The sequence below is a fragment of the Meiothermus sp. CFH 77666 genome, assembly GCF_017497985.1.
Taxonomy (GTDB): domain Bacteria; phylum Deinococcota; class Deinococci; order Deinococcales; family Thermaceae; genus Meiothermus.
This window is the reverse complement of sequence record NZ_JAGDFV010000042.1, coordinates 1-19,919: the sequence shown is the minus strand read 5'-3', so window position 1 is coordinate 19,919 and position 19,919 is coordinate 1. Positions and strand designations below refer to the sequence as shown.

General features: G+C 60.0%; 33 protein-coding genes and 1 pseudogene. 2 read left to right on the top strand and 32 right to left on the bottom strand.

What is annotated here, in order from left to right; translation table 11 throughout:
• The first annotated feature begins 464 nt into the window (after positions 1-464).
• Together J3L12_RS15495 and J3L12_RS15490 are read left to right on the top strand one after the other, a co-directional pair.
• Positions 465-1,712 (top strand): S41 family peptidase, encoded by a 1,248-nt coding sequence (locus tag J3L12_RS15495; protein ID WP_208015954.1) that lies wholly within the window; start codon positions 465-467, stop codon positions 1,710-1,712.
• Between the two features lie 9 nt (positions 1,713-1,721).
• Entirely contained in the window at positions 1,722-2,999 is a 1,278-nt protein-coding gene (locus J3L12_RS15490) for a S41 family peptidase (protein WP_208015953.1), read from the top strand.
• A gap of 162 nt (positions 3,000-3,161) precedes the next feature.
• On the opposite strand, the gene J3L12_RS15485 is transcribed toward J3L12_RS15490, so the two are convergent.
• The 32 genes and pseudogenes from J3L12_RS15485 to tuf all read right to left on the bottom strand — a co-directional run.
• Positions 3,162-3,647 carry a L17 family ribosomal protein gene (locus tag J3L12_RS15485; RefSeq protein ID WP_208015952.1) on the bottom strand — a complete coding sequence of 162 codons (486 nt, stop codon included), beginning with the start codon at positions 3,645-3,647 and terminating at the stop codon, positions 3,162-3,164.
• 76 nt (positions 3,648-3,723) lie between these two features.
• A complete protein-coding gene (locus tag J3L12_RS15480; RefSeq protein ID WP_208015951.1) occupies positions 3,724-4,689 on the bottom strand; it encodes a DNA-directed RNA polymerase subunit alpha in 966 nt (321 codons plus the stop codon).
• A gap of 84 nt (positions 4,690-4,773) precedes the next feature.
• On the bottom strand, positions 4,774-5,391 hold the full coding sequence (gene rpsD / locus J3L12_RS15475; RefSeq protein WP_208015950.1) for a 30S ribosomal protein S4: 618 nt from the start codon (positions 5,389-5,391) through the stop codon (positions 4,774-4,776).
• A gap of 114 nt (positions 5,392-5,505) precedes the next feature.
• Entirely contained in the window at positions 5,506-5,907 is a 402-nt protein-coding gene (gene rpsK, locus J3L12_RS15470) for a 30S ribosomal protein S11 (protein WP_208015949.1), read from the bottom strand.
• A gap of 148 nt (positions 5,908-6,055) precedes the next feature.
• On the bottom strand, positions 6,056-6,436 hold the full coding sequence (gene rpsM / locus J3L12_RS15465) for a 30S ribosomal protein S13 (RefSeq protein ID WP_208015948.1): 381 nt from the start codon (positions 6,434-6,436) through the stop codon (positions 6,056-6,058).
• Positions 6,437-6,463: 27 nt separating this feature from the next.
• Positions 6,464-6,577, bottom strand: coding sequence for a 50S ribosomal protein L36 (gene rpmJ, locus J3L12_RS15460; protein WP_013014843.1), 114 nt, complete (start codon positions 6,575-6,577; stop codon positions 6,464-6,466).
• A 32-nt stretch (positions 6,578-6,609) separates the two neighbouring features.
• Complete coding sequence (gene infA / locus J3L12_RS15455) at positions 6,610-6,828, bottom strand: translation initiation factor IF-1 (RefSeq protein ID WP_208015947.1); 219 nt, start codon at positions 6,826-6,828, stop codon at positions 6,610-6,612.
• Between the two features lie 27 nt (positions 6,829-6,855).
• The gene (gene map / locus J3L12_RS15450; RefSeq protein WP_208015946.1) at positions 6,856-7,647 is read right to left on the bottom strand and encodes a type I methionyl aminopeptidase; all 792 of its coding nucleotides are present in this window, start codon (positions 7,645-7,647) and stop codon (positions 6,856-6,858) included.
• Positions 7,648-7,682: 35 nt separating this feature from the next.
• Entirely contained in the window at positions 7,683-8,258 is a 576-nt protein-coding gene (locus J3L12_RS15445) for an adenylate kinase (RefSeq protein WP_208015945.1), read from the bottom strand.
• Positions 8,259-8,428: 170 nt separating this feature from the next.
• Positions 8,429-9,751 (bottom strand): preprotein translocase subunit SecY, encoded by a 1,323-nt coding sequence (secY, locus tag J3L12_RS15440; protein ID WP_208015944.1) that lies wholly within the window; start codon positions 9,749-9,751, stop codon positions 8,429-8,431.
• Between the two features lies 1 nt (position 9,752).
• Positions 9,753-10,214 carry a 50S ribosomal protein L15 gene (rplO, locus tag J3L12_RS15435; RefSeq protein WP_208015943.1) on the bottom strand — a complete coding sequence of 154 codons (462 nt, stop codon included), beginning with the start codon at positions 10,212-10,214 and terminating at the stop codon, positions 9,753-9,755.
• Positions 10,211-10,387, bottom strand: coding sequence for a 50S ribosomal protein L30 (rpmD, locus tag J3L12_RS15430; protein ID WP_208015942.1), 177 nt, complete (start codon positions 10,385-10,387; stop codon positions 10,211-10,213). The genes rplO and rpmD overlap by 4 nt, the downstream gene beginning before the upstream one ends.
• Positions 10,387-10,875 (bottom strand): 30S ribosomal protein S5, encoded by a 489-nt coding sequence (gene rpsE, locus J3L12_RS15425; RefSeq protein WP_208015941.1) that lies wholly within the window; start codon positions 10,873-10,875, stop codon positions 10,387-10,389. The genes rpmD and rpsE overlap by 1 nt, the downstream gene beginning before the upstream one ends.
• 59 nt (positions 10,876-10,934) lie before the next feature.
• Positions 10,935-11,273 carry a 50S ribosomal protein L18 gene (gene rplR, locus J3L12_RS15420; protein WP_208015940.1) on the bottom strand — a complete coding sequence of 113 codons (339 nt, stop codon included), beginning with the start codon at positions 11,271-11,273 and terminating at the stop codon, positions 10,935-10,937.
• A 56-nt stretch (positions 11,274-11,329) separates the two neighbouring features.
• Positions 11,330-11,869 carry a 50S ribosomal protein L6 gene (gene rplF / locus J3L12_RS15415; RefSeq protein WP_208015939.1) on the bottom strand — a complete coding sequence of 180 codons (540 nt, stop codon included), beginning with the start codon at positions 11,867-11,869 and terminating at the stop codon, positions 11,330-11,332.
• 106 nt (positions 11,870-11,975) lie between these two features.
• Positions 11,976-12,371, bottom strand: coding sequence for a 30S ribosomal protein S8 (gene rpsH, locus J3L12_RS15410; protein WP_208015938.1), 396 nt, complete (start codon positions 12,369-12,371; stop codon positions 11,976-11,978).
• A 164-nt stretch (positions 12,372-12,535) separates the two neighbouring features.
• Positions 12,536-12,805 (bottom strand): 30S ribosomal protein S14, encoded by a 270-nt coding sequence (rpsN, locus tag J3L12_RS15405; RefSeq protein ID WP_208015937.1) that lies wholly within the window; start codon positions 12,803-12,805, stop codon positions 12,536-12,538.
• A gap of 44 nt (positions 12,806-12,849) precedes the next feature.
• Positions 12,850-13,398 carry a 50S ribosomal protein L5 gene (gene rplE, locus J3L12_RS15400; protein WP_208015936.1) on the bottom strand — a complete coding sequence of 183 codons (549 nt, stop codon included), beginning with the start codon at positions 13,396-13,398 and terminating at the stop codon, positions 12,850-12,852.
• 11 nt (positions 13,399-13,409) lie between these two features.
• Positions 13,410-13,745, bottom strand: a complete 336-nt coding sequence (gene rplX, locus J3L12_RS15395; protein WP_208015956.1) for a 50S ribosomal protein L24 — start codon at positions 13,743-13,745, stop codon at positions 13,410-13,412.
• Positions 13,746-13,958: 213 nt separating this feature from the next.
• Entirely contained in the window at positions 13,959-14,327 is a 369-nt protein-coding gene (rplN, locus tag J3L12_RS15390) for a 50S ribosomal protein L14 (RefSeq protein ID WP_208015935.1), read from the bottom strand.
• Positions 14,324-14,617, bottom strand: coding sequence for a 30S ribosomal protein S17 (gene rpsQ, locus J3L12_RS15385; protein ID WP_208015934.1), 294 nt, complete (start codon positions 14,615-14,617; stop codon positions 14,324-14,326). Before rpsQ ends, rplN begins: the two co-directional genes overlap by 4 nt.
• 14 nt (positions 14,618-14,631) lie before the next feature.
• Complete coding sequence (gene rpmC / locus J3L12_RS15380) at positions 14,632-14,895, bottom strand: 50S ribosomal protein L29 (RefSeq protein WP_208015933.1); 264 nt, start codon at positions 14,893-14,895, stop codon at positions 14,632-14,634.
• Positions 14,873-15,298 carry a 50S ribosomal protein L16 gene (rplP, locus tag J3L12_RS15375; RefSeq protein ID WP_208015932.1) on the bottom strand — a complete coding sequence of 142 codons (426 nt, stop codon included), beginning with the start codon at positions 15,296-15,298 and terminating at the stop codon, positions 14,873-14,875. The genes rpmC and rplP overlap by 23 nt, the downstream gene beginning before the upstream one ends.
• A 3-nt stretch (positions 15,299-15,301) precedes the next feature.
• Complete coding sequence (gene rpsC, locus J3L12_RS15370) at positions 15,302-16,063, bottom strand: 30S ribosomal protein S3 (RefSeq protein ID WP_208015931.1); 762 nt, start codon at positions 16,061-16,063, stop codon at positions 15,302-15,304.
• The gene (gene rplV / locus J3L12_RS15365) at positions 16,056-16,448 is read right to left on the bottom strand and encodes a 50S ribosomal protein L22 (protein ID WP_208015955.1); all 393 of its coding nucleotides are present in this window, start codon (positions 16,446-16,448) and stop codon (positions 16,056-16,058) included. The genes rpsC and rplV overlap by 8 nt, the downstream gene beginning before the upstream one ends.
• Positions 16,449-16,564: 116 nt before the next feature.
• Entirely contained in the window at positions 16,565-16,846 is a 282-nt protein-coding gene (gene rpsS / locus J3L12_RS15360) for a 30S ribosomal protein S19 (RefSeq protein WP_208015930.1), read from the bottom strand.
• Between the two features lie 9 nt (positions 16,847-16,855).
• The gene (gene rplB / locus J3L12_RS15355; RefSeq protein ID WP_208015929.1) at positions 16,856-17,683 is read right to left on the bottom strand and encodes a 50S ribosomal protein L2; all 828 of its coding nucleotides are present in this window, start codon (positions 17,681-17,683) and stop codon (positions 16,856-16,858) included.
• Between the two features lie 229 nt (positions 17,684-17,912).
• On the bottom strand, positions 17,913-18,203 hold the full coding sequence (locus J3L12_RS15350; protein ID WP_208015928.1) for a 50S ribosomal protein L23: 291 nt from the start codon (positions 18,201-18,203) through the stop codon (positions 17,913-17,915).
• Positions 18,203-18,823, bottom strand: a complete 621-nt coding sequence (rplD, locus tag J3L12_RS15345) for a 50S ribosomal protein L4 (RefSeq protein ID WP_208015927.1) — start codon at positions 18,821-18,823, stop codon at positions 18,203-18,205. The genes J3L12_RS15350 and rplD overlap by 1 nt, the downstream gene beginning before the upstream one ends.
• Positions 18,823-19,467, bottom strand: coding sequence for a 50S ribosomal protein L3 (gene rplC / locus J3L12_RS15340; protein WP_208015926.1), 645 nt, complete (start codon positions 19,465-19,467; stop codon positions 18,823-18,825). The genes rplD and rplC overlap by 1 nt, the downstream gene beginning before the upstream one ends.
• The gene (gene rpsJ / locus J3L12_RS15335; protein ID WP_119340854.1) at positions 19,467-19,781 is read right to left on the bottom strand and encodes a 30S ribosomal protein S10; all 315 of its coding nucleotides are present in this window, start codon (positions 19,779-19,781) and stop codon (positions 19,467-19,469) included. The genes rplC and rpsJ overlap by 1 nt, the downstream gene beginning before the upstream one ends.
• Before the next feature lie 11 nt (positions 19,782-19,792).
• A pseudogene (gene tuf, locus J3L12_RS15330) lies at positions 19,793-19,919 on the bottom strand (elongation factor Tu); the annotation flags it as partial.

The window sequence follows — 19,919 nt, the reverse complement described above, 5'->3', positions numbered from 1 at the left end:
GATCAGCAGCAGGTCTTGCCAGCGATGATGGGTTTTCAAGTACTCGCGGGAATCGGGTATCTGGGCTAGATACGGCAACGGACTGGGGATGGAGACAGCTTTCATATGTGATTATGATAAAAGCCTGCGGGCAGCAGGGGCTTCAACAGCTCGTATTCCTTTGTGCTAAGATCGCTGGGGTAGTTGGTCATAGCAAACACCAAACTACCCCTTTTTCCCTTGATAACCTATTCAGACATGCTCTAGGGATTTTTGTTTACAAGACCCTCTGCTTTCCGCAATCGGCTTTCCACCAAAACCCGGCGATGAAATCGTACTTTGTATTGCACTGCCATCTAGCCATAGACGATTGACTATCGGCTATTGACCTCTTGTGACCTCTTGCTTTCAGCCCTCGGCCTCGAGCTTCCCACAATCCGGGTCAATCTACCATTCGTTTAACATTTTCTTGCTTATATTGAAGCATGACCCTGCAACAAATGTTGCTCAGCAGTGTACTGGTATTCGGAATGGTCAGTCCGGCACTGGCCTCGCCCGCCCAGGACTTATTCGACCAGGCTACCTTTCTGATTGGTTTTTATTACAACGGCCCTGCCAGAGTCGCCAGCTTTCGGGAGCTCCGGCGGCAGTACCAGCCTCAGCTCGACCAGCTCTGCGCCCTCGAGCGAGACCGGTGCGGCTTCGACAAGGCCAGGCAGGTCATCACTCGCATCGTGCAGGACATTGCCGACCCCTTTACGGTGCTGATGACCCGCGACCAGCTCATTGACGATCAGCGTTATGGCGCCGGGCTGGGGCCGGCTGCACCCCGAATCGGGGTCTGGGTGCGCGAGACTCCCAGGGGACTGGTGGTGAGCGAGGCCTTCCCCGGCGAACCCGCCTTCGAGGCGGGCTTGCGGCGCGGCGACCTGATTACCCAGATCGGCGGGCAACCCGCCACCCTGGCCCGGCTGAGCGCCGCGGAAGCCGCCCGCAATACCGTTAGCCTGAGCTACAGCCGCCAGGGCAATGCCCGCACCGTGAACCTCACCCCCCGGGTAGCCGAGGCCACCATGCAGCCCAGGCTCGAAATCAACAACAACATCGCCTACCTGCGCATTTATCATCTGTACAGCTCCGACAACTACTCCACCGCCGAACGCATCCACGACGCCGCCCGCCGGGCCGAACAGGCCGGGGCCCGGGGCATGGTGATCGACCTGCGCGACGCCCTCACCGGCTACGACTCCGAAGCCCTGCTAGGAGCCGCCGCCTTTACCGGTAAGGGGGGGTTCATCTACGACCGACGCTTCCAGGGGCAGGACGAAACCCACACCGTCGAAAACGGCAAGCTGTTCGTACAGCCCGAAGGTGGCGACAAAGAGGAACAAAGCGCGGTAGAGCGGCCCTATCTGGCCCGGCTTCCGGTGGTGGTGCTGGTCAACCGCAACACCTTTAACTCTGCTGAGATGCTGGCCTATTTCCTGCAAGTTGCAGGCCGGGCCAAGGTGGTGGGCGAACCCACTGCGGGTGCCCTCGGCATGTCGGGCAGCGCTGAAGGCCCCTTGCTCAATGGCGAGTTTATTGCGGTCTCTTCGCTACGGATGCGCAACCTGGACGGTTCCCCCTTCCCCCTTAGGGTAACCCCGGATGTAGCGGTAGTAGACGACCTGGATGCCCTGATCTCGGGGCGTGATGTGGTGCTGGAACGCGCCCTGGAAATGCTGCGGTAGGTGGATGCTATGCGCAAACTGCTTGCAACGCTGGCCCTGGTGCTTGGCTCGCTCTCGCTGGCCTCGCCCGCCCAAGACCTCTTCGATCAAGCCAGTTTTTATGTAGAGTTCTACTACAACGGCCCCTCTACGCTGAACCTCAAGGAGCTTACCGCCCGCTACCAGAGCGAGCTGGATCGCGCCTGTGGGCTTCAAAAAGACACCTGCCCCTACGACCAGGCGGTGCCCATCATCCAGCGCATGATAGGCGAGCTGAACGACAACCACACCTACTACCTGAGCCCGGAGGCCCTGCGGGGAACCCGCGAGAGCCGCCAGGGCAACGCCCCCTCCCGCACCCTTCGCATCGGCGTGACCCACCTGCCCATTCCGGGTTCACGCGACCGCCTAGTGGTAGATGTGATAGAGGGTGGCCCCGCTGACGAAGCCGGGCTGGCCTACGGTGACCGCATCATCGCCGTCAATGGCCGCTTGCTGAGCGAGCTCCCCGATGACAACCAAGCAGCTCAGTTTTTGGTACAGGCCGTGCAGACAGGCCGCCCAGTGGTGCTCACCATCCTGCGGGGGCCAGAACGCCAGCGCCTCGAGATTACCTTGCAGGGCCGCGAAATCAACCTGGCCCGCTTCCCCTCCCTCAAAATAAGGCCCGACGGGGTGGCGGTGCTCAAAATCCCCGATTTCGATGCCCAGGGGCAGGTAGGCCGCCGGGTGCACGAGCTGGTGCGGGAGGCCCAGCAGAAAAACGCCCGGGCGCTCATTCTGGAGTTGCGCGGTAACAGTGGGGGTCTGCTCAACGAGATGATCTACTCGGCGGCGGCTTTCCTGGAGGAGCCTTTTGTGGCCCTGGTAGACCGCTACCAGACCGAGCGCACCGAGTTCCGCATCCGCGACGGGCGTCTTATCGTAACCCGCAACGGCCAGAACGAAACCGCCAACCTGCCCCTGCTGGCCCGCTGGCGCGGCCCGCTGGTGGTGCTGATAGACGAAAACACCGCCTCCGGCGGGGAGTACCTGGCTTCCGCCATTCAGAAAGCCAGACTAGCACCCCTGGTGGGAGTGGCTACCCTGGGCATCGGCAACACCACCACCCGCCCCCTCAACCTGATCAACGGCGGAGCCTTGAGCATCTCCTATAACCGCGCTTTCTTCGCCGATGGCTCCCCCTATCCGGCTCGAGCCACCCCGGACTTTGTAGTGGAAAATTCCCTCGAGCAGCTCGCCAATAACGGGCGCGACCTGCCTATGGAAAAGGCTTTGGAAGCCCTGGGCATCAAGGCCAATCGATAGGTGGTTCTTCACATATTTTGCGCCATCCGACTTCAAGAAAGCCTTGCCATAAAGAACTGTGGCCGCCTGGAAACTCGAAACCCAAGCGTGGGCAGCCGCGTCTGTGAAGGGCGCAATAAAAAAGCAGGGCGGCATGACCCACCCTGCCCGGTGACGGCCCCTCTACTTAACCAACTCCACCAGGGCCAGTTGCGTGCCGTCCCCCCGGCGGCGCTCCGCCAGTTTGAGGACGCGGGTATAACCGCCCGGACGGTCGGCGTACCTGGGGGCGATTTCCTCAAACAGCTTTTTGACCAGCTTGGGGTCGTGCAGGTCACGCAATACCTGACGGCGCAGGTGGTTGCGCCGGGCGTAAGCGGCCAGCTCTTCGGGGGTGGCCATGCGCTCGCCTTCCTGAAGCGGCAGCTCCTGACCGTTCTTGTCCCTGCGCTTGGTAAAGCGCACATTGTCGGGCACAGTCAGAGTAGGGGCTTTTTTGGCGGTGGAAATCAGGTTGTCCATGTAGCCCGCCAGCTCCTTGGCCTTGGGGATGGTGGTGGTGATTCTACCCTCCTCCGAGAGCAACAGGCTCTTGGCGAGGTTTCGGAACAGCGCCACGCGATGCGAGGAGTTCCGATTGAGTTTTCTTCCAGCTTTCCTGTGACGCATCTTTGCTCCTTCAGAGCGTCGAGGGCCCAGAGTCAAGGGTCTAGCGCTTTGGACGCCCGACCCAGTAGCCTCGACGCTAGTCTTTCATTACCAGCCCGTGCTGGGCCAGGCAGTCCTTGATCTCTTGCAGGCTGCGGTCGCCGATGCCCGGCACCTTCTTGAGCTCGCGCTCCGAGAGGGCCAGGAGGCTTTCCACACTCTCGATGCCTTCTTCCTTCAGGTTGTGGAGGACGCGGGTGGTCAGGCCCAGGTCGTCCAGGGTCAGTCCGACCCCCGTGGCAACCGGGGGCGCTGGCGAGATGGGCGCGGCGGGGGTCGCAGCGGCTGCCGGAGCGGGCTTATGCTCAACCCGCACCACCGGCGACTGGTCAAAGAAGCCAAGCTGTTCGCGCAGGATGGTCACCGATTTTTGCAGCGCGTCCATGGGCGAAACCGCACCATTGGTCCAGATCCGCAGGGTCAGCTTGTCCAGGTCGGTACGCTGGCCCAGACGGGTATCCTCGACCTGGTAGGCCACCCGGCGCACGGGGGAGTAGAGGGCATCCACTGGAATCGAGGAGATACGGTCTTTGATGCCGTGTTTTTCAGCAGGCACATAGCCCGTTCCTTCATCTACCCTCACCTCCATGACCAGTTTGCCCTTCTCTTCCAGGGTAGCAATGTACTGGTCTGGGTTGACGATTTCAGCATCCGGGGGGCACTCGAGGTCGCGGGCATACACCACTTTGGGGCCGGTAGCCCTTAGGGTGAGGGTCTTGGGGCCAATGCCGGGGCTGGCAAACCGCACCACCAGCTCCTTGAGGTTCAGGATAAGCTGAATAGCGTCTTCCTTGACCCCTGGAATGGTGGAGAACTCGTGCAGCACGTCTTCAATGTAGACGCTGGTGACGGCCGTACCAGGAATCGAGGAAAGCAAAATCCGGCGCAGGGGGTTGCCCAGGGTGACGCCGAAACCCCGCTCGAGGGGCTCGAGCACAAACTCGCCGTAGTTTCCGTCAATACGGGCGTTAAAAACGGGGGCTTTGGTCTTGGTGGTTTCCAAACTAGAACCTCCTCGGAGGTGTCAACAGCTGATAGCGAATGGCGCTTGGCGGTTTGCTATCGGCTAACGGCTATGAGCGATGGGCTATCGGGAGTAGAACTCAATCACCAACTGTTCGTTGACCGGCAACGAAAGCATCTCCCGCTCGGGTACGCGCAGGAAACGCCCGGTCATGGTATCGGCGTTGAACTCAAGCCAGGGGAAGGTCTTGCGGTTTTTGAAACGCTCAACGTTTTGAACGATGAAATCCATCTTTTTGGCTTTTTCCGATACCTTGATCTCATCGCCCTGGCGCAACCGATAGCCCGGAACCGTAACCCGCTTACCATTGACCAGGATGTGGCCGTGGCGCACAAACTGACGGGCCTGGCGGCGAGTGGAGGCAATGCCCATGCGGAACACCACGTTGTCCAGACGGCTCTCCAGCAGTTGCAGAAACACCGTACCGGTCACGCCCTTCTTGCGGCTGGCCTCTTCGAAGAGGTTGCGGAACTGCGTTTCCGAGACATCGTAGATGAAGCGCAGTTTTTGCTTCTCGCGCAGGCGCACTGCAAAATCGGAGGGGCGACCCCGGCGCTTCTGGCCGTGCTGACCCGGCGCATAGGGGCGGCGATCCAGATACTTTTGAACTTTTTCGGTCTCGGCCACGTTCACCCCAAGGTGACGTGCCACTTTTACGATTGGCCCTCTATAACGACCCATTCTCTACTCCTCCATCGGTCAGGAAGTCAGTTTGTTCGTGCTGCGTTCCCAACCGGGTTCCCGAAGCATGCAGGGTGAAGCAGGGAACCAAAGTTTCACCCCAGCAGCGATACTTTAGACCGTTTTACGGAACTTCTTGCGGGGACGGCAGCCGTTGTGCGGTAGGGGGGTGTCGTCCACAATCGAGCGCACCTGCAGCCCACTGGCCTGCAAAGCCCGGATGGCCTGCTCCCGGCCTGCTCCCGTGCCCCGCACCACCACTTCCACGCTGCTCATCCCAAAGCTTTGGGCTTTCTTGGCCGCATCCATCGCCGCCAACTGCGCCGCGTAGGGTGTGCCTTTACGGCTACCCTTGTAGCCAATCACGCCACCCGACGACCAGGTAACCGGGTGACCGTTGGTATCGGTAATGGTCACAATGGTGTTGTTGTAGGAGGCGTGGATAAACGCCCGGCCTGCTGTTACCTGGCGTTTGACCTTTTTCTTACGACTGGTTGAAGTTTTTTTCTCAGCCATACTCTCCTCGCGTTTGCTCCACACGAAAATGGGGGTGGAGCCTGATCAGGAGTCTCAACTGGCGTGTACACAATGCGCGGTTGGCGCATCTACGTTCCAGCTTTTTCAGAGGCTGGGGATGGGGCTTGATCCCAACACCCAGGTTCCACTACTTGCGGGGAGCCTTTTTCTTACCCGCCACGGTCTTGCGCGGCCCCTTGCGGGTGCGAGCGTTGGTACGGGTACGCTGACCCCGCACGGGCAGCCCCCGACGGTGACGCAGACCACGGTAGCAACCGATATCCATCAGGCGCTTGATGTTGCCAGCCACCTCGGCGCGCAGTTCACCCTCGAGCTTGTAGGTGTTCTCCACAAACTCACGCAACCTGGCCACCTCGGCCTCGCTCAGGTCTTTGACCCGGGTAGCCGGATTGACATTGGTAGCCGCCAGGGCCTCTTTCGCACGGGCCGGGCCCACCCCATACACGTAGGTCAGGGCAATGTCCACGCGCTTGTTGCGGGGGATTTCCACACCAGAAATACGAGCCATTCATTCACCTCCTTCCGGGATTCTCAATCAGCCTTGACGCTGCTTGTGGGTAGGGTCTTCGCAGATCACGTACACACGCCCGTGGCGCTTGATGACCTTGCACTTATCGCACATTTTCTTGACTGAGGTACGCACTTTCATGGTGACTCCTTCATGTGGGCGTGGCCCTATATCTACCTTCTGTAGACAATCCGGCCCCGCGTAGGGTCGTAGGGGGTAATTTCGACCACCACCCGGTCTCCGGGCAGAATGCGGATATAGTTCATGCGCATCTTGCCCGAGATGTAGCAGAGAATTTCGGGGCCATTATCAAGCTGCACCCGAAACGTGGTGTTGGGCAGGGCCTCGCTGATAACCCCTTCGGCTCGAATTGTGTCTTTTTCCTTGGCCAAGCATCTCCTCCTCAGCGCGAATCCCGGCTACCGCCCGACCGGCACAGATTTCTGGCTCCCCGTCAGGAGGCGAGGGCCAGACTCGGTAATCAGCACCGTGTTTTCGTAGTGGGCCGCCAGGTTGCCTTTGCCAACCGTGGCCGTCCAACCATCCGCCAATATTACCATCTTGGCAGGGTACAAAGCAACCATCGGCTCAAAAGCCAGGGTCATACCGGGGCGCAGTTTGGGGCCTTTGCCAGGGTCGCCGTAGTTGGGCACCTGGGGGTCTTCGTGCAGCTCGCGCCCCACACCGTGCCCCACCATCTCGCGGATACACCACAAGCCATTTTGGCGCTCCACAAAGTCCTGCACGGCGGCAGCCACATCCCCAATGCGCTTGCCCGGCTGCATGAGTTCCAGACCCAACCAGAAGGCTTCTTCGGTCACCTGCATCAGCTTCTGGGCTTCGGGCGAAACCTTGCCCACGGCATAGGTGCGGGCCATATCGGTGGTGTAACCATCATGGGTGAAGAGGAAATCAATCTTCAAGAGTTCCCCTTCCTGCAAGGGGCGCTTGGAAGGAAAGCCGTGCACCACCACATCATCAATGGACATACAGGTAGCGCTGGGATAGGGCACCGACCCACCCGCCCGGTAGCCGATCTGGGGGGCTTTGCCCCCCACTCGCTCAATGGCCCGCAGGATTATCTGGTCGAGCTCGAGGGTACTCACCCCAGGCCGAATATGCGGCTCCACCTCGGCAAAGATGGCGGTGTGAAGCTGACCGGTTTTGGTCATCTTCTCGATTTCCCAGGGCGACTTGATGTGGATGGCCATAGTCAAAATCCGCTAAGCTCTACTGCCCAAAACCCCTACACCGTCGGGAGTCCCAGGGCCTCCTGGATTGCCCGGTAGACCTCCTCCACCCTGCCCAGCCCGTTAATTTCCTTCAGGCTGCCGGTTTTTTGGTAGTAGTCCACCAGGGGCTGGGTTTTCTGCCGGTACTCGAGCATGCGGGCCCGGATGGTCTCCTCGTTGTCGTCCGAGCGACCTTCCTCCAACGCCCGGCCCAGCAAGCGCCGCACCAGCTCATCTTCAGGGGCGGTTACCAGCAAAACCCCCAGCAAGCGAATACGCTGCTCTTGCAAAAGCTTGTCCAGGGCTTCCGCCTGGGCCAGGGTGCGGGGAAAACCATCAAAGATGACCCTGGGGTCGGGCATGGCGGCCAGTTCTGCTCCAATAAGCCCCAGAATAATCTCGTCGGGAACCAGCTTGCCAGCATCCATAATGGGCTTGGCCAGCCTGCCCAGCTCGGTGCCGCGGGCCACGTGGCTGCGCAAGATATCGCCAGTCGAAAGCTGCTTGAACCCCATCTCGGAGGCCAGGCGCTTGGCCTGGGTACCTTTGCCCGCACCAGGGGGGCCTAGGAAGATGACCGCCTCTGCCATATCTCAATCGTCTCCTTATCTTGGTTCCCGCTACTTTTGGGGTTGGTTACAAGTTCAGTCCGATCGGGCCGTAATAGCTGCTGGCCAAAACCTTCGGCCCTTTTATCCCAGATCCTTGACGCCGCACACTACCCTGTGGCCTCGGAAGCACCGCTCACCCACCCAGTACCTCAGCGCGTGCGCCCGCGCAAGCGGCCCTTGGACAAAAAGCCCTCGTAGTTGCGCATCTGCAACTGAGCCTCTATCTGGCGCAAGGTGTCCAGCGCAACCCCCACCACAATCAAGAGGCTGATGCCCGAGAAGTGAAAAGCCAGGGTAGTCACGCCCGTCACGTTCTGCATGATGGTGGGCAGGGCTGCCACAATGCCCAGGAAGATGGCCCCCCACAACGTCAGGCGGGAAACAATGTGCTCCAGGAACTTCACGGTGGGGTCGCCAGGGCGAATACCTGGGATAAAACCCCCATACTCACGCAGGTTCTCCGAAATGCGGCGCGGGTCGAACTGCACGGCGGTGTACACGTAGGTAAAGCCGATGATGAGGAGCACTTCGATCAGGAGACCCGGGAAGCGATTGGGAGTGAAGAAGTTGGCCACCCCCTGAGCTACCGGCGAATCTGGAAATACCCCGGTGATAAAGAGGGGGAGCTGGAGCAGGGCTGCTGCAAAGATAATGGGGATAACCCCTGCCGCATTGAGTTTGATGGGAATGTAGGTGGCCTGCCCACCGAACATCTTGCGGCCTACCTGCTTGCGGGCGTACTGCACCGGGATGCGCCGCTCGGCTTGCTGCACTGCCGCCATCGCCGCAAAAGCCAGCACGATAAAGGCCAGGAAGATCAGGAGGGCAATCAGGTTCACCTCGCCGGTACGCACCAGGCCAAAGGTGCGGCCCAGTTGTGGCAGCCAGGAAGCCACGATGCCGGCAAAAATTACCATACTGGTGCCATTGCCGATACCGTACTCGGTGATCCGCTCGGCCATCCAGAGCAACAGGGCAATGCCGGCTACCTGGGTGATGACCACCACAAAGTAGAAGAAGAAGCCGGGTTCCCAGCCGGGCAGCAAGAAAGCCCCATTGTTGGAGCCCAGGAAGGCCGTGGCCAGGAACAAACCCTGTACCGCCCCCAGGGCAATACCGGCATAGCGGGTGTACTGGGTGATGATGCGACGGCCTTCTTCCCCTTCTTTTTGCAGCTTTTCCAGGGCCGGAATAACCGTGACCAGAAGCTGCATAATGATGGCGGCGGTAATGTAGGGCATGATGCCCAGGGCAAAAATCGAGAACTGCTCGAAGTTGCCACCGGAGAACAGGTTGATGAGACCCAGCGCGCTACCCGCCTGCGTACCCAGGAACTCGCGGATTTTGCTGATGTCCACCCCAGGGGTGGGAATGAAGGTACCCAACCGATACAACGCCAGCACCAGAAGCGTAAACAAAATGCGTTTACGCAGCTCGGGGATGATGATGGCGGAGCGGAAGGCCGCGAGCATCTTAGGCCCCCTCGAGCACAACCGCTTCGCCACCCGCAGCCTTGAGCTTTTCTACCGCCGCTTGCGAGAACTTGTGGGCATGCACCTTGACACCGCTGGCATCTCCCTGAGCGAGCACCTTAACGGGATAGCCAGGGCGCACCAGGCCCGCCTTTGCCAGGGCTTCGGGGCTTACTTCACCGGAAGTGAAGTGCTTGGCGATGGCGCCAAGGTTGACCACCTGGTATTCCACCCGCTTGAGTTCGCCGTGGGAGTCGCCTTTCATGCCGCGTTTGGGCAGGCGCATCAGCAAGGTGGAGCGGCCACCTTCAAAGCGGGCCGGGTTTTTGAGGCCGCCCGAACGGGATTTCTGACCTTTGTGGCCACGCCCGGCGGTTTTACCTTTGCCCGAGCCAGGGCCCCGACCCACGCGCTTACGGCTTTTGTTAGCCCCCTCGTTGGGGCGAATATCGGTAAGCTTCATTCCAGCACCTCCACCAGATGGGCCACCTTGCGAATCTGACCGCGCATGGCGGGGTTATCCTGCACTTCACGTACGCGGTTCATCTTGGTCAGACCCAGTACCTTGAGGGCGGCTTTCTGGTCTTTTGGATAGCCGATGGGGCTTTTGACCAGCCGAACCTTGACGGTAGCCATCAGACCACCTCCTCCGGCTTGGCCGGGGCTTTGCGAAGACGCTTAACATCGTCCCAGGTCTGGAGCTGGCGCAGGGCTTCCATGGTGGCATAGGCAATGTTGACCGCATTGCGGGAGCCCAGCTCCTTGGTCAGGATGTCGGTAATGCCGGCCAGCTCGAGGATGGCGCGGGGCACCTGGCCTGCGATTACGCCCGTACCCGGCGCTGCAGGGCGCAGCAGAATGGTCGAAGACCCCCAGGTCACGCTGATTTCGTGGGGAATGGTGCCGTTGTGCAAGGGCACCTCGACCATATCGCGTTTGGCATAGTTGTTGGCTTTTTGCACCGCCATCGGGACTTCTTTGGCCTTACCCAGGCCCAGGCCAACCCGGCCTTGCCGGTCTCCAACCGCCACCAAAGCCCCAAAGCGGAAGCGACGACCCCCCTGGTAGGTTTTGGAGGTACGGCGCACAAAAATCATCTTTTCTTCAAAATCGGTTTCAGGCATGTTAGCTCCTTTGGAGGCTAACGCTGATAGCAAATAGCCGCTTAGCTATAGGCTATCAGCTAGAACTCCAGTCCCCCTTCGCGCGCACCTTCGGCCAGCGCCTTGACGCGCCCATGGTACTTGAACGGACCCCGGTCAAAAACCACCTGAGCAATCCCCTTGGCCTTGGCTGCTTCGGCGATGGCAACGCCCACTTTCCGGGCGACCTCGGTCTTGTTGCCCGAAAGCTTGAGGGATTTGCTCGAGGCGGCGGCCAGGGTCTCCCCTTTACTGTCGTCAATGATTTGTGCGTAGATGTGCTTCAAGCTGCGGTGAACGCTGAGGCGCAGACGGCCCGAGGCTTTGACAGCGTTGCGTACCCGGAACTTGCGGCGGTCTTCAGTGGACAAACGAGCCACAGATTCTCCTTCCTGATGACACCCATATCCCGCTCTAGACGAGTGGCGGGATGGGTCTATTTGCCCGCAGTCTTGCCAGGCTTGGTCTTGATTACCTCGTCGGCGTAACGAATGCCCTTGGCGTGGTAGGCATCGGGGGGGCGAATCGAACGCACATTCGCAGCCACCTGTCCTACCAGTTGCTTATCAATGCCCACAACTCGGATTTTGGTGGGTTCGGGCACCTCGAAGGTGATGCCGGCAGGCGGGGCGACAATGTCTTTATGGCTATGCCCCACGGTGAGCTCGAGGTTCTTTCCCTGCATGGCCGCACGATAACCCGTACCGCTAATTACCATTTCCTTCACGTAACCCGCCGAAACCCCCTGCACAGCATTGGCAATCAGGGTGCGGGTTAAACCGTGCAGGCTCCGGTGCATACGGCTATCCGAGGGCCGGCTTACGGTAACGGCGCCATTTTCGTTTTTGACGATCAGGTCGGGGTGAACCGGCACGGTCAGCTCACCCTTGGCCCCCTTGACCTTTACCAGCCCACTAGAGACCTCCACGGTCACACCCTTGGGCAAGGTGATGGGTTGTTTTCCAATTCGAGACATGTTCTATTTCTCCTTGATGGCCCCCGATTTGAGCGCTATTGTCGCTGTGGGCCGAGTCACTCAAGTCCCAGCGCTACTCTCGGGGATAGCTCAAATTGGGGTGGGGTTACCACACCTCGCAGATTACTTCGCCGCCCACGCCGAGCTTGCGGGCTTCGCGGTCGGGCAACAGCCCTTTGGAGGTCGAGACAATCGCCAACCCTAGCCCACGACGCACATTGGGCACATTCTCGGCGGTCACGTATACCCGGCGGCCCGGGCGGCTCACCCGCTGGATGTGCTGGATTACCTTCTCGCGGCGGGGGCCATACTTGAGGATCAGGCGGAGGTAGGGCTTGCCCTCAACCTCAATCTGTTCCATCCCCTTGAGAAAACCTTCCTTGACAAGGATGCTGGCGATCTGCTGCTTGAACTTGGAAGCAGGCACATCCACGCTCTCCTTGTAGACCTGGACTCCGTTGCGAATCCGGGTCAGCATATCGGCAATTGGATCACTGAGCATTACAGAATCTCCTTCTTCTGGGGTGGCTCTGTTTGTGCTGGAAGTTTGCGGAGCCCGGTCTTGGCCAAATCTAGCCAACCAATCAGCTCAGAACATCCGCAGAAGGCACCCTCGAGATGGGCCTGGCGGTATCGGTGAAAACTCTCCGACCTACCAAACCATCCTTACCAGCTGGCTTTCTTGACACCCGGCAACTGACCTTTGTGGGCCATTTCGCGGAACTGCAGACGCGAGATGCCAAAGTAACGCAAGTAGGCCTTGGAACGGCCCGTCACCGCGCAGCGGTTCTTGTGGCGGGTCGGGCTGGCATCGCGGGGCAGCTCGGCCAGGGCAGCGTAATCGCCCGCTGCTTTGAGGGCCGCCCGCTTGGCCGCATACTTGGCGATGGTTTTCAGCTTGCGCTTCATCTTCTCGACCTGGGATTTCTTAGCCATGGTTTCACCTCCTTTCTAAAAGCAAATCGCAACAGGACTCACGCTTATTTCCGGAACGGGAACCCTAGAAGCTCCAGCAGGGCCTTGGCCTCCTCATCGGTCTTGGCCGTGGTGACTACTGCAATATCCATCCCCCGCACCGTGTCTACCATATCAAAGGTGATTTCAGGGAAGATAGCCTGCTCACGCAGGCCCAAGTTGTAGTTACCGCGACCATCAAAAGCACCCGGATTAACCCCGCGGAAGTCGCGGATACGGGGGAGCGCAATGTGGATGAGCTTCTCGGCGAATATCCACATCCGGTCACCGCGCAGCGTGACTCGCAGACCGATGGGCATCCCCTGGCGCAGCTTGAAGTTAGAGATGGACTTCTTGGCGCGGGTGATAGCGGGCTGTTGACCCGTGATGACGGCCAGTTCTTTGCCCGCCTTCTCCAGGATGCGGCTATCTTCCTTAGCCTCACCCAACCCCTGGTTCACCACGATTTTGACCAGGCGGGGCACTGCCATGATGTTGGTGTAGCCAAAGCGCTTCATCAGCTCAGGACGAATCTCTTCGGCATAGCGTTTCTTGAGGGCAACTTCTAAAGGCATTCACAACCCCCTTATTTGGTATCCAGCACGCCATCACACTTGGCGCAGACACGTGCCTTGGTACCGTCGGGTAGCACCCTCTTGCGGATACGGGTCGGCTTTTCGCAGCTCGGGCAGATCGGCATGACTTTCGAAGCATGGATCGGCGCTTCACTCTCGATAAAGCCCCCCTGGGGGTTGCGGGGGTTGGGGCGCACCGCGCGTTTAATCAGGTTCAACCCCTCTACCACCACCATACCCTCCTTGGGCATGACGGCCTTGACTTTGCCGGTCTTACCACGCAGTCCTTCCTTGCCGGAAAGAACCACTACGGTATCCCCTTTTTTGACGTGTACCTTGGACATTATTCCTCCGATTTTGCTCCAGGGCCCAGACAGCCAAGTCCTAGACACCAAATGAAAAGTGTACCAGAAACCGCCCTGAAAAGCATCCTTCACTGGGAGCTTGCGGAGCCATTCGGTTTAACCCCGCAAGCCGGGCGCGGGACAGGAGACCCCGAAAGCCTCCCGTGTATCGGAAACAACTTGCCTACGGCAAGAACCCGCCACCCCATCTACAGGTCAGAGCACCTCGGGTGCTAGCGAAACAATCTTCATGAAGCCGCGCTCCCGCAGCTCACGGGCCACCGGGCCAAACACACGGGTTCCACGGGGCTCGTTCTGGGGGTTGATGATGACGGCGGCATTGGTGTCGAAACGAATGGAAGAACCGTCCTGACGACGGATTTCCTTGGCCGTCCGCACCACCACGGCTTTGACCACATCCCCTTCCTTGACCATACCCCGGGGGATGGCTTCCTTGACCGAGGCCACAATCACATCGCCGACACTGGCGTACTTGCGGTAGTGACCGCCCATCACCCGGATACAGGCGATTTTGCGCGCGCCGGTGTTGTCGGCGACTTCCAGCACGGTTTCTTGCTGAATCACGCTTTACCACGCTCCTTGCGCAGCAGGTAGCGCTCGACCAGATCCATGCGACCTTCCTCGAGGCGACCCACCACTACAAATTTCTTCTTTTTTGAGATGGGGGTTGCTTCCCTGATCTCGACAATATCGCCCAGTTTGTACTGGTCGTTCTCGTCGTGGGCAAGGTACTTTTTGGATTGCTTGATGACCTTGCCATAAAGCGGGTGCTGCATCTGGCGCTCGACCAGTACCGTAACGGTCTTCTGCGCCTTGTCGCTCACCACCACGCCGGTTAGAACTTTTTTAGGCATGTAAGCTCCTTTCCTCAGGCTTTCTTGGCGCGGGGCTTCTGGACCGGGGCAGGCTTGGCTTCGGCCTCGCCCGCTTCAACCCCCCTGGCTTTCTCGCTCAGCACAGTTAGCATGCGGGCAATCTCGCGCTTGGCTTGACTTACCCGATGGTTTTTGTCTAGCTGCCCAATGCTGGATTGAAAGCGCAGCTCCATCAGTTCTTTCTTGGTGTCCTGTATTCGCTTTTGCAGCTCCGACACCGGCAGCTTGCGCAGCTCACTGGGCTTCGTCGTAGGCATCGCGTCTCACCACCTTGGTTTGCATGGGCAGTTTGTGCCCGGCCAGACGAAGGGCTTCCCGGGCCTGTTCTTCGGTTACGCCGGAGACTTCAAACATCACCCGGCCCGGCTTCACCACCGCCACATAACCCTCCACATTCCCCTTTCCCTTACCCATCCGGACTTCCAGGGGCTTCTTGGTATAGGGCTTGTCGGGGAAGATGCGAATGAAAATCTTGCCCCCACGGCGGAAGTGGCGCACCATCGCCACGCGGGCTGCTTCGATTTGCTGGCTGGTAACCCAGTTAGGCTCCATGGCTACCAGGCCCCACTCGCCAAAGGCCACATAGTCGCCCCCTTTGGCGGTACCCCGCATCCGGCCCCGGTGGGCCTTGCGGTATTTCATGCGTTTGGGCATCAACATGCTTTACTCACCTTCCTTGGCGCCAGCCCCGGCCTTGCGTACCGCCGAGCGGCGACGGGGCTTGCTGTCCTCGCGGTCACGCTTGGGAGCCGCCGGACGTGCTGAGGGCGCAGCACCCGGCACAATCTTCTTACCGCCAATCACCTCACCCATGAAGACATAGGCCTTGACCCCCAGCGAACCGTAGGTGGTCTCGGCGCGAGCCGTGCCATAGTCAATGTTGGCCCGCAGGGTATGCAGGGGCACCCGGCCCTCAGCGGCCCACTCCACACGGGCCTGCTCAGCGCCGCCAATGCGCCCCGAGACCACAATTTTGGCCCCCTGGGCGCCGGATTCGCGCACTCGCTGCACAGCCTGTTTGATGCTGCGGCGCACAGCAAAACGGCGTTCGATCTGTTCGGCCACACGCTGGGCAACCAGAGGAGCGGATAGGTTGGGATTGCCCACTTCCTGAACGTTCAGGGCGACGGTTTTGCCGGGAAACTTGTTTTGCAAGGTTTCGCGCAGGCGCTTGATGGTTTCGCCACCCCGCCCAATCACCACGCCGGGCTTGGCCGCATACACGGTGATGGCGATGTTGTCGGCGGCGCGTTCAATATCTATACGGGCCAGGCCCGCCGGACGCAGCTCGTCCTCGATGGTTTGGCGAATCAGGCGGTCATCCTGAACCAGCTTGGCATAAGACTTCTTGCCTGCGTACCAGCGCGACTCAAACTCGCGGGTAATGCCCAGGCGCAAGCCTACGGGATTAATCTTATTACCCATTTTTCTCCCCCACGATGATGGTGATATGGCTGGTACGCTTCTTGATCATGTTAGCGCTGCCGCGGGCCCTTGGCAGCATCCGCTTGATGGCCGGGCCCTCGTCCACATAGGCTGCCTTGACGAAGATCTGGTCTTCGATCATATTCTTGCGGTCATCGTTCATGCCGTTAGCAGCTGCCGACTCGAGCACCTTAGCCACAATCTCCGAGGCACGGTGCGGGGTGTACTTGAGGATGGCGCGGGCCTCCTCCAGTTTCTTGCCCCGAATCAGGTCTACTACCAGGCGCACCTTTTGCGGCGACATCCGCACGTACCGGGCGGTAGCCCGGGCGTAGGTATGGGGGGTCTCGGCCTTGAGGGCCTCGCTTTGCTGGCGCAACGACATCCTGGCGTAGCGCTGCAAGCCCGCCGCGCCGGGGTGGTGCACATCGCGCAGGTCTTTGCGAATATCGCTGCGCTCGCCTTTTTTGAGACGTTTATTGGCTTCCATCGCTCCCCCTTTTACTTCTTGGCGGCGGTCTTGGCCTCGCGGCTATGACCCCTGTAGGTACGGGTGGGCGAGAATTCGCCCAACTTATGCCCGACCATCTGCTCGGTGATATAGACCGGCACGTGTTGCTTGCCGTTGTAGACCGCCAGGGTGTGGCCAATCATCTCGGGCACGATGGTGCTCCGACGGCTCCAGGTTTTGATCACCCGCTTTTCGCCTTTGGCGTTCATCGCCTCGACTTTTTCCAGCAGGTGGCTTTCCACAAAGACTCCTTTTTTCAAGCTGCGTGGCATAGTTCACCTCTACTTGCGACGAGACACGATAAGCGCGCTCGAGGGCTTCTTTTTCTTGCGGGTCTTGAGACCTTTGGCCTGCTGGCCCCAGGGCGAAACCGGCGGACGACCCCGCGGAGCCCGGCCTTCGCCACCCCCGTGCGGGTGGTCTACCGGGTTCATGACCGTACCACGTACATGGCCCTTGCGACCCAGGTGGCGCGTGCGACCGGCTTTCCCAAGCACAATGTTCTTGTGGTCAGCGTTCGAAACCACCCCAATAGTGGCGTAGCACTCGCCGTGTACCTTGCGCAGCTCACCCGAGGGGAGCCGCAGGATCACGTAATCGCCTTCACGGCCCTGTACTTGCACGCTAGTGCCCGCGCTGCGGGCCATTTTGGCCCCTTTACCGGGCTCGAGCTCAACAGCATGAATCACCGTACCCACCGGGATAAAGCGCAGAGGCAAGGCGTTCCCCACCGCGATGGCGGCTTCGGGCCCGCTGACTACGGTGCTGTTGACCTGCAGGCTATCGGGCGCCAGGATGTAGCGCTTTTCGCCGTCGCGGTAAAACAGCAGGGCAATACGCGCGGTGCGGTTGGGGTCGTACTCGAGGGCTGCTACCCGGGCCGGAATACCGGCCTTGTCCCGGCGGCGGAAGTCAATAATGCGGTAGAGCTGCTTGTGCCCCCCGGAAATGAACCGGCTGGTGGTGCGGCCCTGGTTGTTGCGCCCCCCGGTCTTTTTCATCGGGGCAGTGAGGCTCTTCTCCGGGCGCTTTTTGGTCAGGCCGGAGAAATCCGCCACCGTCATGGTGCGGCGCGATGGGGTATAGGGTCTGAACTTCTTTACTGCCATTGTTGGTTCCTCTCACCTGATACGGACTAACCGAGTCGTCCTGGTTCCAAGTGGATTTTGTGCCCCTTCATTGGTACGGCTCGCAAAACGGGTCGCACCACTCGGTCTCGAGGCGGTCTGGGTGGGGGCGGTGGGGCGTGGAAAAGCAGCTTGATTTCTGTTCTTTTCAACCCACCACCTACTTCCCACCCCCCTTTAGATAAAGCCCCCGAAGATCGGGACGTACCGATCAGATCAGTCCTTCCAGGGCTTCGATCTTCTGCCCGGCAGCCACCGTCACGATGGCTTTCTTACGGTCGGGGCGCTTGCCGGCAAAGCGGCCCAGGCGCTTGTCTTTACCCAGGGTGTTCTGGGTATTGACCCGCACCACCTTGACCTTGAAGGCAGCCTCTACGGCATTGGCAATCTCGGTCTTGTTGGCTTTGGGGTGTACCCAGAAGGTATAGGTTCCTTCAGCAAAGCGACCGTAGGCTTTCTCCGACAAGACGGGCTGGATGATGATGTCGTGGGGCGTTTTCATCAGGCTTCACCCCCCTCGGCCTGGCTCACTCGAGCCTGGACGCCTTCCCAGGCGCTGGCCTCCATCACCAGGGCTTCCTGGCGCATGATGTCGTAGACGTTGAGGCCCTCGGGGGCCAGCACCCGCACCTTGGGCAGGTTGCGGGCAGCGCGGGCCACTTTCTCGTCGCTGGTAACCAAAAGGATGGACTGGCCCTCGAGGCCGTGGGCTTTGAGCCAGGCCACGAACTCTTTGGTTTTACCGTTCACGCCCTTGAAGTCTTCGACCAGGAAGAGCTTGCCTTCCTTGGCGCGGTCGGCAAGGGCCATACCCAGCCCCAGCTTGCGTACTTTTTTGGGCAGGGTGTAGCTGTAGTCACGCGGTTGCGGGCCGAAAACCGTGCCACCCCCCACAAAGATGGGCGCGCCGTAGTCGCCGTGGCGGGCCCGCCCGGTGTGCTTTTGCCCGTACATCTTCTTGGTGGTGAAGTTCACCATGCCACGGGTCTTGGTAGCGGCAGTACCCCGGCGGCGCGAGGCCAGTTGCCAGCGCACCACCTCGTAGAGCACGTGGCTGTTTACCTTTTCGGGCAGGGCGGCTTCCACCGTCTTGTTGCTTCCGAGTACCGGAAGGCTGTACATCACTTACCTCCCTTTCCGGCCTTGAGGGCAGGCACTTTGCTGGTCTGACGCACCACCACCAGGCTACCGTTAGCCCCAGGCACCGAGCCCTTGACCAGAATCAGGTTCTCGCCCTCGAGCACATCCACCACCTCGAGGCCCTGGATGGTCACTTTTTCGTTGCCCCAACGTCCGGCCATCTTCTTGCCTTTGAAAACCCGGCCCGGGGTCTTGCGGTTACCAATCGAGCCACCGTGGCGGTGAACCTTGTGAGCGCCGTGGGAATCGTACCCACCCGCAAAGTTCCACTTCTTCATAACGCCCGTAAAGCCGTGGCCTTTGGAGGTGCCGGTGACATCTACTATTTCACCCGGGTTGAAAATGCCCACCGTGACGGTATCGCCCTCGGGGTTGAAGCCCCGCAGCTCCCGCAGGAACTTCACCGGCTCGACGCCTGCCTTGGCAAAATGCCCCTTGGCCGGCTTGTTGACCCGCTGGGCCTTCTGGCTCTGGAAACCTAGTTGAACGGCTTCGTAGCCATCCCGATCGACGGTTTTGCGCTGCACCACAGGACAGGGCCCTGCCAGAATCACCGTGACCGGGACGGCTTTATCGCCCTTCCAGACCTGGGTCATACCGACTTTGGTTCCAAGGATGCCCTTCATTAGCGGCCTCCTACCATCTTGAGTTCAATCTCGACGCCGGTGGGCAGGTCAAGGTTGCGAAGCCCCTCGATGGTCTTGGGGGTGGGGTCGGTGATGTCCACCAGGCGGTTGTGGGTACGCAGCTCAAAGTGCTCGCGGCTGTCTTTATGTTTGAAAGGGCCCCGCAGCACAGTAAAGCGGCGGATGCGGGTTGGCAGCGGCACCGGGCCGGCTACCTGCGCGCCGCTACGGCGGGCGGTTTCCACAATCTTGGCAGCCGAAGCGTCCAAGCTCTTGTGGTCGAAGCCCCGAAGTTTGATACGAATCTTTGGCATTCAGGGCCTCCTTACTCGAGAATCTTCGCCACCACACCCGCACCCACGGTGCGACCGCCCTCGCGGATGGCGAAGCGCAGACCTTCCTCCATGGCAATGGGCTTGATCAGCTCCACCGTGAAGGTGACGTTGTCCCCC